The organism is Leisingera sp. ABM4_060, from assembly GCF_056158765.1.
Map to the genome: position 1 here is coordinate 244,293 of NZ_JBSWTX010000002.1, position 12,972 is coordinate 257,264.

The 12,972-nt window shown below is 63.4% G+C and carries 10 protein-coding genes and 1 pseudogene; 5 read left to right on the forward strand and 6 right to left on the reverse strand.

Annotated elements, in window-relative coordinates; genetic code table 11:
- Window positions 1-201: 201 nt before the first annotated feature.
- Window positions 202-1,162, forward strand: a pseudogene (locus ACXAEH_RS21640) (IS30 family transposase).
- Window positions 1,163-1,255: 93 nt separating this feature from the next.
- Here the strand turns inward: ACXAEH_RS21640 and ACXAEH_RS21645 are convergent.
- The 6 genes from ACXAEH_RS21645 to ACXAEH_RS21670 all read right to left on the reverse strand — a co-directional run bounded on the left by ACXAEH_RS21645 (window position 1,256) and on the right by ACXAEH_RS21670 (window position 7,055).
- Entirely contained in the window at window positions 1,256-1,945 is a 690-nt protein-coding gene (locus ACXAEH_RS21645; RefSeq protein WP_475036025.1) for an ABC transporter ATP-binding protein, read from the reverse strand.
- Entirely contained in the window at window positions 1,942-2,697 is a 756-nt protein-coding gene (locus tag ACXAEH_RS21650; RefSeq protein ID WP_475036028.1) for an ABC transporter ATP-binding protein, read from the reverse strand. Before ACXAEH_RS21650 ends, ACXAEH_RS21645 begins: the two co-directional genes overlap by 4 nt.
- Complete coding sequence (locus ACXAEH_RS21655; protein WP_475036030.1) at window positions 2,690-3,679, reverse strand: branched-chain amino acid ABC transporter permease; 990 nt, start codon at window positions 3,677-3,679, stop codon at window positions 2,690-2,692. Before ACXAEH_RS21655 ends, ACXAEH_RS21650 begins: the two co-directional genes overlap by 8 nt.
- Window positions 3,676-4,596: a branched-chain amino acid ABC transporter permease gene (locus ACXAEH_RS21660; RefSeq protein ID WP_475036031.1), complete on the reverse strand. Its 921-nt coding sequence runs from the start codon at window positions 4,594-4,596 to the stop codon at window positions 3,676-3,678. Before ACXAEH_RS21660 ends, ACXAEH_RS21655 begins: the two co-directional genes overlap by 4 nt.
- 70 nt (window positions 4,597-4,666) lie before the next feature.
- Window positions 4,667-5,803 (reverse strand): ABC transporter substrate-binding protein, encoded by a 1,137-nt coding sequence (locus ACXAEH_RS21665; RefSeq protein WP_475036033.1) that lies wholly within the window; start codon window positions 5,801-5,803, stop codon window positions 4,667-4,669.
- A 367-nt stretch (window positions 5,804-6,170) separates the two neighbouring features.
- Window positions 6,171-7,055, reverse strand: a complete 885-nt coding sequence (locus ACXAEH_RS21670; RefSeq protein WP_475036035.1) for a LysR family transcriptional regulator — start codon at window positions 7,053-7,055, stop codon at window positions 6,171-6,173.
- A gap of 141 nt (window positions 7,056-7,196) precedes the next feature.
- Between ACXAEH_RS21670 and ACXAEH_RS21675 the strand changes: the two genes are divergently transcribed.
- The 4 genes from ACXAEH_RS21675 (at window position 7,197) to ACXAEH_RS21690 (ending at window position 12,972) form a co-directional block, all read left to right on the forward strand.
- The gene (locus ACXAEH_RS21675) at window positions 7,197-7,817 is read left to right on the forward strand and encodes a glutathione S-transferase family protein (protein WP_475036037.1); all 621 of its coding nucleotides are present in this window, start codon (window positions 7,197-7,199) and stop codon (window positions 7,815-7,817) included.
- A gap of 62 nt (window positions 7,818-7,879) precedes the next feature.
- On the forward strand, window positions 7,880-8,848 hold the full coding sequence (locus ACXAEH_RS21680) for a pyridoxamine 5'-phosphate oxidase family protein (protein ID WP_475036039.1): 969 nt from the start codon (window positions 7,880-7,882) through the stop codon (window positions 8,846-8,848).
- Window positions 8,849-9,005: 157 nt separating this feature from the next.
- Window positions 9,006-11,411 (forward strand): GcvT family protein, encoded by a 2,406-nt coding sequence (locus ACXAEH_RS21685; RefSeq protein ID WP_475036041.1) that lies wholly within the window; start codon window positions 9,006-9,008, stop codon window positions 11,409-11,411.
- 4 nt (window positions 11,412-11,415) lie between these two features.
- Complete coding sequence (locus ACXAEH_RS21690; protein WP_475036043.1) at window positions 11,416-12,972, forward strand: trimethylamine methyltransferase family protein; 1,557 nt, start codon at window positions 11,416-11,418, stop codon at window positions 12,970-12,972.

Here is a 12,972-nt window from a genome sequence, read left to right on the forward strand (position 1 = left end):
GCCTTGCCATTTGCCTAGACAAAACGGCTGACCGGTGAAAACCCGTCAGCGGCCCGGAAACTGGCCTCAGCTGAACTTCTCCCGAAGCAAGTTAGATTTATTTTAACATAACCTCTATTACAGGCTGTTCATATATCACTCGGGTGAGCTCACAAACAAAGTGCAAATTCTGTATCAAAACAGAACGTTGCACGGAGGATGATGCATGGGCTCAGGTACCCTCACCTGAGTTTGGAAGAACGCCGGAGGATTGCCAAGTGGCGCGAAGCCAAAATGCCGGTGCCACAGGTTGCGGATCGGCTGGGCCGCGCTCCATCGACGGTCTATCGCGAATTGAAACGCAATTTCTTCAGGGACAAGAAATTGCCAGAGCTGAATGGGTATCACGCGGTAGCAGCGCAAAACATATATGAACGCCGCCGGGCCATCCATCGGAAGATGATCGTGCATCCAGACTTGAAGGCCGCCAATGAGGATCGCCTGAAAGCTGGCTGTCCGGGGGAACAGATCGCAGGCCGTATGCGCCTGGAGCCTCACCCGATCCGCGTGAGCCATGAGACGATTTACCGTTTCGCCTATTCCAGGGATGGCCGCGCCGAAGCGTTCTATCGGCACCTGTCCGAGCATCGCAAACGCCGCCGGCCGCGCGGATACCGGCGGCATCATCGCACCCGGATCTTCGATCGCCAAAGCCTGTCACGCAGGCCTGAGCGTGTCTCGGAGCGCACTGAATTCGGCCATTCGCTGCCCGCCTGGCGATTGCAAAGCAATCTGCCGCAAGGGGGAATGCGACCTGATGATGTTCCGCAAGGACCATGAAAAGATCAACGGGCTGGCTCCCCTGCCCGCTGACGCACGCCAGTCAATCACTTTTGACCGCGGCACCGAGTTCTCAGCTTGGCAGCGCCTGAAGGATGGCATCGGAGCCGAAAGCTGGTTCTGCGATCCCCAGGCTCCCTGGCAGAAAGGCACGGTCGAACACACCAACAACAGGCTGCGAAAATACCTCCCAAGAACAACCGAACCGACGGCGCTGACAAATCGGTATGTGCGGCCGATTTGCCACCGCCTCAATTCCACGCCCCGCAAATATTTCGGCTATCGGACACCCGCCGAGGTCCTCGAATGCAAGCTTGTAGAAATTCAAAACCGATTGGAATAAAACGACATATCTGAAATTGCGCTTCAGCGTGAGTTCACATAGTGACATTCCTGCTTTGCACAGCCAGTGACACTTCGACTTGGTTGCAACACCTCACACACCCAGGTAGCGGTCGGCGGTTTCCCCCTGCAACTCGGCAATCGGACCGCCCCAGGCATTGCTTCCCTTGTTGAGGATCACTGCACGGTCGGCGAAAGCGGACAGTTCCTTCAACGATTTGTCGACTACCAGAATGGCCAGGCCGGTATTGGTCTTGAGCTGCCCGATCGCCGCCCAGATCTCCTGACGCACAACCGGAGCCAGCCCTTCGGTCGCCTCATCCAGGATCAGCAGCCGCGGGTTGGTCATCAGCGCCCGCCCGATCGTCAGCATCTGCTGCTCGCCGCCCGACAGCGACCCCGCCCTTTGGCCCCGCCGCTCTTGCAGGCGCGGAAACAGCTCCGCCACCCGGGCAAAGTCCCAAGGCCCCCGCCGCGCCGCCGCGATCAGGTTTTCCTCCACCGTCAGCGGCGCAAAGCAGCGGCGGCCTTCGGGCACCAGCCCGATCCCCAGCCGGGCTATCTTGTGCGACGCCAGCCGCCGCAGGTTGTGGCCGTCAAAACGCAATTCACCGGACGAGGCCGCCAGCATCCCGCAGATTGTCTTGATGGTGGTGGATTTGCCCATGCCGTTGCGGCCCATCAACGCCACCACCTCACCCTCGCCGATCTCCAGGTCGACGCCGAACAGCGCCTGTGCCGGACCATAGGAGGCCTCGACCCCTTGCAAACGCAACAGGCTCATGCGGCGTCCTCCTCTCCCAGATAGGCCCGGCGCACCTCAGCGTTGGCGCGGATCTCATCCGCGGTGCCAGTAGCAATGACCTGTCCGTAGACCAGCACGCTGATCCGGTCGGCCAGAGCAAAAACCGCATCCATATCATGCTCCACCAGCAGGATCGGCGCCTCCTGCCGCAAACCGTCAAGGAACCCGGTCAGCGCCTTGGAACCTGCAGCGCCAAGCCCCGCCATCGGCTCATCCATCAGAAACAGCCTGGGGTTCAGTGTCAGCGCCACCGCCACCTCCAACTGGCGCCGCTGGCCGTGCGAGAGATCGGCGGTGCGCCGGTTGGCCTCGTCCGTCAGACCGACCCGCCCCAGCGCCTCGCGCGCCTGCTCCAGCAGCTCCGGGTCCTTCATCACGTTGCGGAACAATCGGAACGGGCGCCCCTGGCCGCCAAGCGCCCCCAGCACCGCGTTCTGCAAGACGGTGTACTCCATCGCCAGCGCCGAGATCTGAAACGTCCGCCCCAGCCCCATCCGCGCCCGCGCCACGGTATCCAGCGCTGTGACGTCACGGCCCAGCAGCTCTACCCTGCCACTGTCAGGCGCCAGATTGCCCGCGATCTGCTTGATCAGGGTCGATTTGCCTGCCCCATTGGGCCCGATCAGCGCGTGGATTTCACCCGCCCGCAGATCCAGCGAGACGTCGCTGCTCGCCTTCAGCGCGCCAAAGCTCTTGTTGAGTTTATCGGTTTTCAGCACCACATCAGCCATGCGCCTTCTCCCGCCCTGCGATGGCCCCGATCAGCCCGCCGCGGGCAAACAGCACGATCAGGAGCAGCAGCACGCCCAGGAAGATCTGCCAGTAGTCGCTAACGCCGCCCAGCAGATGCTCCAGCAAGATATAAAGCGCCGCGCCGGCCACCGGACCATAGAGCCGCCCCACTCCGCCCAGGATCACAAAGATCATGATCTCACCGCTGGTGTGCCAGCTGAGCATAGTGGGGCTGACGAAGCGGTTCAGATCGGCAAACAGCGCCCCCGCCAGCCCGGTGATAGCACCGGAAATCACAAAGGCCGTCAACCGCAGGGTAAAAGGCGTCAGCCCCACCGCCTGCACCCGCTCCTCATTCTGCCGCGCCGCCGCCAGCGCCAGCCCAAAGGGCGAGCACGCCAGCCGCGCCGCGAACACCAGCGCCAGGCAGAGGATGACATAAGCAATGGCAAAGAACTGGATCGGATCGAGCGTATTCAGACCCGGAAATTCATTCCGAACCCAGATCGACAGCCCGTCCTCGCCGCCATAGGCGCTCCAGCTGATTGCAAAGTAGTAAAGCATCTGGCCGAAGGCCAAGGTGATCATGATGAAGTAGACACCGGACGTGCGCAAAGACAGCGCGCCGATCACCAGCGCGGCCAGCGCGCTGAGCACAACCGCTGCCAGCCAGATCAGCGGCATCTGATTGCTGCCCTCAAACAGGAACGGCCAGTTAAACAACGGCTCATAATTCTGGGCGTGGGCGGCCAGGATGCCCATCGCATAGCCGCCAATGCCAAAGAATGCCGCATGGCCCAGGCTGATCAGCCCGCCAAGGCCAAGCGCGATGTTCAAGCCGACACCGGCCAGCGCCAGGATCGCCGCTTTGGTGGCGAGCGTAATGATGAATGGCTCATCCAGCGACCACGCCGCCAGCGGCACGATCAGCAGCGCCGCAATCATCGCCCAATTGAGCAGGCTCTCGCGCGTCACCATCATGCGCTCCCTCCATAAAGGCCCGAGGGGCGCACCAGCAGAACTGCCGCCATCAGGATATAGATCAGCATCGAGGCCAGCGACGCCCCGGCCGAGGCGGCGCTGGCCGGATCCATGAAGACCGCAAACAGCTGCGGCAGGAACACGCCGCCCAGCGTGTCGGTCATCCCGACCAGCAGCGCGCCTGCCAGGGCGCCCTTGATCGAGCCGATGCCGCCGATGACGATCACCACAAAGGCCAGGATCAGCACCGGCTCGCCCATACCGACCTGCACCGACTGGATGGCGCCCACCAGCGCGCCTGCGAGCCCCGCCAGCGCCGCGCCAAGGGCAAAGACCAGCGTGTAGAGCCTAGAAATATCAACACCAAGCGCGGCAATCATTTCCCGGTCGGCCTCGCCCGCCCGTATCTGAATGCCGATCCGCGTGCGCGCAATCAGCAGGAACAGCCCGGCGGCGATTGCCAAACCGACCAGGATGATTGTCAGCCGGTACAGCGGGTACTCAATGCCCCCCGGCAGGCTGACCGGCCCGGACAGGTAGGACGGCACATCCAGAAACAGCGGGAAAGAGCCGAACAGCCAGCGGGTGCCTTCGGAAAAGATCAGGATCAGCGCAAAGGTCGCCAGCACCTGGTCCAGATGATCGCGCCGGTACAGCCGCCGGATCACCACCAGCTCCATCAGCGCCCCGGCAGCTGCGGCTGCGGCCAGGCTTGCAATCAGCGCCAGCAGGAACGATCCGGTCCAGCCAGCCACCGCCGCGGCGGCAAAGGCGCCCACCATATAGAGCGAGCCATGGGCCAGGTTGATCAGCCCCATCACCCCGAACACCAGCGTCAGCCCGGCAGCCATCAGGAACAGCATCACCCCGAGCTGGAGCCCATTCAGGATCTGCTCCAGAACTAGAATATAGGTCATTTGATTTTCCGAAGGGGACGTCTTGCCAAGTACGGAGGCGCCTCAGACGCCTCCGCAGTCGGGCTGGGCCTTACATCTTGCACTCGCCTGCATAGGCGTCGGCGTGATCGCTCAGCCCGGTGGCGATAATCTTGTTGGTAAAGACGTCGCCTTCCTTGATCACTTCGCGCACATAGATGTCCTGCACCGGATGATGATTGTCGCCGAACTTGAAATCACCGCGGACCGATGCGAACTCCGCCGCCTTCAGCGCCGCGCGGAAGGCGTCCTGGTCAGACACTTCCGCCTTGTCCAGCGCGCTCAGGATCAGGTTGGCGGTGTCATAGCCCTGGCTGGCATAAAGCGAAGGCAGGCGGCCGTATTTCTCCTGGAAAGAGGCGACAAATGCTGCGTTGGCCGCATTATCGATATCCTTGTTCCACTGCGAGGTGTTCTTGACACCCAAGGCGGCCTCTCCCACCGCCTGCAGGATGCCCTGATCGAACGAGAACGCCGGGCCGACGACGGGAAGGTCTACACCGCTGCCTGCATATTGCTTAAGGAAGGAAATCCCCATGCCGCCGGGCAGGAAGAAGTAAACCGAGTCGGCGCCCGAGGCGCGGATCTGGGCGATCTCGGCGGCATAGTCGGTCTGGCCGAGCTTGGTGTAGATCTCACCGGCCAGCGTGCCGCCATACATGCGTTTGTAGCCAGTCAGCGCGTCTTTGCCCGCCGGGTAATTCGGCGCCAGGATGAAGCTGTTCTTCAGCTCTGCCTCATTGGCATAGGCGCCTGCGGCCTCATGCAGGTTGTCGTTCTGCCAGGCCACGTTGAAGTAATTCGGATGGCAGCGCTTGCCCGCCAGCGCCGAGGGGCCGGCGTTGGGCGACAGGTAGAAAACGCCCTGCGCTGTGGCGGCCGGCACCACGGCCATTGCCAGGTTCGACCAGATGATGCCGGTCAGGATGTCGACTTTCTCGGACTGGATCATCCGGTCGGCGATCTGCACCGCGGCATCGGGTTTGCGCTGATCGTCCTCGATCACCACTTCGACGCCGTCGCGGCCGTCCTGTTCGATCGCCAGCATGAAGCCGTCCCGCACATCCACGCCCAGCCCCGCGCCGCCGCCGGACAGGGTGGTGATCATGCCGATCCTGGTGTCGGCCTGGGCTGCGGCGGCCAGCGCCGGAACCGCGGCCGCCATGGCGAGCATTCGAATGGTTTTCATAACATGTGTCCTCCCGGAATCTGCCCCGGCCCACAGCCAGGGTTCTTGATCAAATGCTTGCGACAATACCGCGGCGGCAGCAGAAGCCAAGCCCGGCGGCAGTCCGCATCTCCCCGGCCAGTCTTGCGCTGGCCTTGCATTGAGCCTACGCAGGCTTGGGAAGATATTTCAAGATTAAAATATATACGGCAGAAGTGCTGCACTTATTGCCGCATTGCCTCCGGTCGATGCGTAGGGGGCTGCGGCAGAAGCGAGGGGCCGGCCCCTCGCGCTCCCCGGAGTATTGTTGACCAGAAAGAAGCGGAAGACGGGTCAACCAATTGAAGAAAATCGCTTTTCCACTGCTCTTCCTACCGCTGCTGCTTGGTCATCCCAGGCTGAAAAAACTCGCCAGATGGTCGATCAGGGCTCTGATCCGCGCCGTCAAATGGCGGCTGGGCGGATAGACAGCATAAAGCGAGATCGGGCCGGTTTCCTGCTCTTCAAACAGCACTTGCAGCCGCCCGTCCGCCAGGAACGGGCGCGCGGTATAATGCGGGCAGCGGGCAACCCCCAGGCCTTGGGCTGCCATATGCGCCACAGCGCGCGGCGAATTGGCCCGGAAGCTGCCGCCGACGCTGACAGTCCGTTTTCCGCCCTGCCCGAACGTCCAGATATCCGGCTGCGGCGAGGTCATCTGCAGCAGGCAATTGTGGATGGCCAGGGCCTCAGGCTCTGAGGGCGCGCCATGCACCGCCAGATAGCCGGGCGCGGCCACAACCACAAGCCGCATGTCGCAGAGCTTGCGCGCCACCAGCGTCGAATCCTTGAGGGCACCAAAACGGACTGCCAAATCCACTCCCTCTTCGAGAATCGGCAGATGGCGGTCAGAAAGAACCAGCTCCACCGCCACCTTGGGATGGGCTTCCTGGAACGGCTGCAGCGCCTCGACAAGCTCACGGCTGCCGAAGCCGGTCGGTGCAGTGATCCGGATCGAACCCGCCAGCTCCTTCTGGCGCAATTGCACCACGTCCTCCAGCTCATCAAACTGATCCAGCAGCGGCAGGCAGCGCTCCAGGTAGGCCCGCCCCGTATCGGTCAGCGTCACCTTGCGGGTGGTGCGGTTCAACAGCTGCGCCCCCAGCCGCTCCTCCAACCGGGCGACGTATTTGCTGGCCAGTTTGGTGCTGATCCCCAACTGCCGGGCGCCACCGGTAAAGGAGCTTTGCGCCGCTACGGCGGCAAAGGCGCGCATACAGTCCAGCTTGTCCATCCCGGCTCCTCTTGCCCACCATTTATGAACAATGCGTACACAATCATTCTCCATATTGGAATATTATCGCCAAGTCTCTGGGCGCGTATTTTCCGGGTGTCTTCAACAACCGCGGCAAATGCCGAGCAAAAGGACCCAGACATGACCCAGCCCATCCGCATCCACAGCTTCCCCCTTTCCGGCCACGCCCACCGGGTAGAGCTGTTTGCCAGCCTCGCAGGCATTGCCCATGAGGTGGTCAATGTCGACCTCGCCGGCGGCGCGCACAAACAACCCGCTTTCCTGACGCTGAATCCGGCAGGCCAGGTGCCGGTGATCGAGGACGGCAGCACTGTTATCTCCGACTCAAACGCCATCCTGGTCTACCTGGCCCGCAAATACGCACCGTCTTGGCTGCCCTCCGATCCGGTCCTGGAGGCCGAAGTGCAGAAGTTCCTGACCCTGGCAGCTGGGGAAATCGCCTTCGGCCCGGCGGCGGCGCGGCTGATCACCGTGTTCAACGCCCCGCTGGATGCGGAGTTCTGCGCAACGGTCGCGGCCCGGGTGCTGGGCAAGATCGACACCCACATGGAGGGCCGCAGCTTCCTGGTCGGCAACACGCCCACCATCGCCGATGTGGCGGTCTATTCCTATGTTGCCCACGCGCCGGAGGGCGGTATCTCGCTGGAGCCCTATCCCAACGTCCGTGCCCTCCTTGCCAATATCAAAGGCCTGAAAGGGTTCAAGCCGATGCCCGCCACCAAGGCAGGCCTGGTCGCCTGATGCCCGCGGCGGCGGGCCGGCCGGGTCCGCCGCAATTCCCCTACGGAAAACAGGAGGTTCTCATGCCCCCCACCGTCGCAGAACAGCCCTCCCCCTTTCACGAAGGCGAACGGGAAATGCAGCGCCGTGCAGGCAAGCGCGAGATGGCTGAGACTGTTGGCCGCCGGATGATCCGCCCCTTCATGCCGGACCAGCACAGGGAATTCTTTGCCCAGCTGCCGTTTCTGGCAGCGGGCGCCGCAGACAGCAATGGCTGGCCCTGGGCAAGCCTTATGTGCGGCCCGCCGGGCTTTGCCGCGTCGCCGGACCCGGAGCATCTGCGCGTTGCCTTGCAGGGCCAGGCACAGGACCCGGTCCACGCGGCCATCCGCAAGGATGCTGCGCTGGGGCTGTTGGGGATCGAACTGCACAGCCGCCGCCGCAACCGGCTGAACGGGCGGGTGACGGCATCCGGGCCTGACGGGTTCACACTGAAGGTGGACCAATCCTTCGGCAATTGCCCGCAATACATCCAGCTCCGCGATTTGGAGCCGGCTGATGCCGCCGTCCCGGCAGAGCCGCAACCTTTCACCGCTCTTGGCGCCAGCCGCACAGAGCTGATCACGCAGGCCGATATGTTCTTTGTTGCCAGCCATGTGCCTGCCGCCGGTCACCCGGAACGCGAAGGCGTCGACGTCTCCCACCGCGGCGGCCGGCCCGGCTTTGTCCATGTGGAGGGCAACACCCTGACCATTCCGGACTTTCGCGGCAACAACCACTTCAACACGCTGGGAAATTTCCTGCTGAACCCGCGCGCAGGCCTGGCTTTCCCTGACTTTGCAACCGGCAGCCTGCTGATGATGACTGGCACCGCCGAGGTGCTGGACGAAGGCCACCCGGACATGCGCGGTTTCCAGGGTGCCTTGCGTGGCTGGCGGTTCACCCTGCACCGCGGCCTGTGGCTGGAGGGCGCCCTGCCCTGGCGTGCCGGACCCGGCGGGTTTGCCCCGCAAACCCTGCAGACCGGCACCTGGCAGGAAACCCAGGCATAGACGTCCTTGCCGGGCGGGCAGCCCGGCAAACGGCACCCTGCCAGATTTATCTGGACAAAGCTGTCCAGAATCGCCGATGTATTGGACAACATTGTCCAAAGGGTGGATTCGGGGGACGCACCCCGCCCGCCTGCGGCCTCAGACAGGGAGCAAGCTCATGAAGTCGCACTATCGTGCCGTTGTCATCGGGGGCGGCGTTGTCGGCACCTCGGTTCTGTATCACCTGGCGAAATTCGGCTGGGCCGATGTCTGCCTGATCGAACGCTCGGTGCTGACCGCGGGGTCCAGTTGGCACGCGGCGGGCGGCTTTCACGCGCTGAACGCCGACCCCAACATCGCCAGCTTGCAGGCCTACACCATCGACCTCCTGTCCGAGATCGAACAGGAATCCGGTCAGTCCGTCGGCATGCATATGACCGGCGGCATGACGCTGGCGGGTACCCCCGACCGCTGGGAATGGCTGCAGTCGGCCTATCGCACCTTTCAGTCGATCGGCATCGAGGACTGCCGCCTGATCACCCCGCAGGAGGCGGGCGAACTGTGCCCGATCATGTCCACCGAGGGCATCATCGGCGGCATGTGGGCCGACCGCGAAGGCTATGTCGACACCACCGGCACTGTGCACGCCTATGCCGGGGCGGCCAAGAAACGCGGTGCAGAAGTGATTGAAAACAACCGGGTGCTGGAGCTGCATCAGGTCGCTGATGGCTGGCAGATCGTCACCGAGAAAGGCACCATTCATGCCGAGCATGTGGTCAACGCCGCGGGCCTCTGGGCCAAGCAGGTGGGCCGCCTGGCCGGCGTGGAACTGCCGGTCTCGCCGCTCAATCACCACTACCTGATCTCCGACACCATCCCCGTGCTGGAGAAGCTCGACTTCGAAGTGCCGATGACAGTCGACCTCGAAGGTTTCACCTACATGCGCCAGGACCAGAAGGGCATCCTTCTGGGCATCTACGAGATCGACCACCAGCACTGGATGATGGACGGAGCGCCGTGGGAGTACGGGTTTGAGCTGCAGCAGGAAGACCCGGACCGGATCGAGAAGGAACTCACCCTCGGCTTTGAACGCTACCCGGCCCTGCAAACCACCGGTGTGAAAACCTGGGTCAACGGCGCCTTCACCTTTGCCCCGGACGGCAACCCGCTGGTCGGCCCGGTGCGCGGCAAGCCCGGCTACTGGTGCGCCTGCGGCGTAATGGCGGGCTTCCTGCAGGGCGGCGGCGTTGGCAAATCGCTGGCCGAATGGATGATCCACGGCGAGCCGGAGGCCGATGTGTTCGGCATGGATGTGGCCCGTTTCGGCGACTACGCCCAGAACAAGCGCTTCATCAAGGAAACCACCGGCCAGTTCTACACCCGCCGCTTCGTGATGACCTACCCGAACGAGCAGCTTCCCGCAGGCCGCCCTCTGAAAAAGGCCCCCGCCTATGACGGCATGACAGCCGCAGGCTGCCGCTGGGGCGCCAGCTACGGGCTTGAAATCCCTCTCTATTTCGCACCTTCGGAAGACTTCACCGAAACCCCGACCCTGAAACGCTCCAACGCCTTCGAAATCGTCGCGGAGGAGTGCAAAGCAGTACGCGAGGCCGTGGGACTCCTCGACATTTCTGCTTTCTCCCGGTTCGAGGTCTCGGGCGCCGGGGCCGAGGCCTGGCTCAACCGCATCATGGCCTCAAAACTGCCGAAACCGGGCCGCGCCAGACTGGCGCCGATGCTGTCGTCTGAGGGCCGCCTCAAAGGCGATCTCACCGTCTTCAACTGGGGCGATGGCACCTGGTGGATCATGGGCAGCTACTACCTGCGCGAATGGCACATGCGCTGGTTCCAGGACCACATAGGCGAAGGGGTTGAGGTCCGCGATGCGACCGACGCCATCACCGGCTTCAGCCTCTCCGGCCCCAACAGCCGCAAGGTCCTGGAAAAGCTGACAGACGGCCCCATCGCAGACCTGCCGTTTATGGGCTGCGGCACCTTCGACATCGGCATGCTGCGCCTCAAGGTGGGCCGTCTCTCGGTCGCCGGCGAACTGGGGTACGAACTCCATTGCTCCGCCGCCGAACACATCACCCTGCGCGAAACCCTGCTGGAGGCCGGCGCAGACCTTGGCATCCGCGAAACAGGCTTCGACGCGCTGCTGAGCCTGCGGCTGGAGAAAAGCTTCGGCATCTGGAGCGCCGAATTCACCCAAGGGTATACAGCGGCGCAAACCGGCATGGACCGCTGGATCGACTGGGATAAGGACTTCATCGGCCGCGCCGCCGCATTGAAGGAACGCGATGCGGGCGGCCCCGCGCAGGTTGTTGTAACCTTGGAAGTGGACGCAACAGACGCCGATGCCAGCGGCTATGAACCGGTCTGGCAGGGCGAAACCCGCGTCGGCTTTGTCACCTCCGGCGGCTATGGCCACACCACGGGCAAATCCCTGGCGCTGGCGATGGTGGACCGGGCGGCAGCTGTGGAAGGCACGGACCTGAGCCTGCATATCGTGGGTCAGAAACGCCCCGCCCGCGTCATTGCCCCCTCACCCTATGATCCCTCCGGCAAAGCGATGAGAGGTTAAGGCCATGACCATCGAAAATGACAGCGCCGCCCGCGGACGCCGCCGCCGGGGTCGCGGGGCCGAGGCCGCCCCCGCCCCGCAGCGCAACACAAACTACCGCCAGCTCAAAAACCCCTTTCCACTGATGGAGGTCTTCCCGGCGCATCAGATCGCGGACATGCATGAAACCGCGCTGAAGATGCTGGAAGAGCTGGGCATGAAAGTGCTGCTGCCCGAGGCGCGCAGGATCTACGCCCAGGGCGGCGCCCGTGTCGATGAAGACAGCGAAATGGTCTACATCGGCCGCGACATCATCGAGGCCGCACTGGCCACCGCGCCCCGCTCGATCACTTGCCGGGCAGGTGCCCGGCACCGCGATATCACCCTGGAGCTGGGCAGCCTTGTCTTTCAGGCCGGCGCCGGCGCACCCAACGCCACCGATCTGGAACGCGGCCGCCGTCCGGGCTCGGCCCAGGATTACCTGGAATACCTCAAGCTCACCCATCATTTTGACGTCTTCCACATGATCTCCCCCCAGGTGGAACCGCAGGACGTCCCCACCCATCTGCGCCATTACTTCACGACTGAGGCCCAGATGACCCAAACGGACAAGTTCCCCTTCATCTTCTCGCGCGGGACGCCGCAGGTGATGGACTGCTTTGAGATGATCCGCGATTTCCGCGGGGTATCCGACGCAGAGTTCCGGGCCGCGCCGCATTGCTACACGATCATCAACACCAACAGCCCGCGCACCCTGGACATCCCGATGGCGCAAGGGCTGATCGATTTTGCCCGCCACGGCCAGGCCTCGATCATCACTCCCTTCACCCTGATGGGCGCAATGGCACCGATCACCGTTGCGGGGGCCATCACCCTCAGCCATGCCGAGGTGCTGGCCGCGCTGACCCTCACCCAGCTGGCAAACCCCGGCGCGCCAGTTTGCTATGGCACTTTCACTTCCAACGTCGACATGAAGTCCGGCGCCCCCGCCTTTGGCACGCCCGCGCATTTCCAGGCCTCCCTGGCGGCAGGCCAGCTGGCGCGTTTCCTCGGCCTGCCGTGGCGGTCTGCTGCGGGATCGGCGTCCAACAGCAACGACGTGCAAGCCGCCAATGAAAACCAGATGGGGCTCTGGGGCTGCCTGATGGCTGGCGCCACCGTGGTGATCCACTCGGCCGGCTGGCTGGAGGGCGGGCTGTCGGTCTCTTATGAAAAACTGATCACCGACGCCGAAGTGCTGAACATGATTGCCGAGCTGTGCGCAGGCGCCCATGCCGGGACAGATGAAATCGGCTATGACACCGCGCTGAAAGAAGTCGAGCCCAGCGGCCATTTCTTTGCCTCCAGCCAGACCATGGCGCGCTATAACACCGAATTCTACGAGCCGGTGGTGCATGACTACGCCAACTTCGGCACTTGGACCGAACGCGGCGGCCTGGATGCCAATCAGCGCGCCACCCGGGTCTGGAAGGAGATCCTGTCCCATGATAACCGGCCCGCAACTAACGACACCTGCGTTGAAGGCTTAAAAGCCTTCATTGCCAAGCGCACCGCAGAAGGCGGCGCCCCGCCGGAGAGCTGA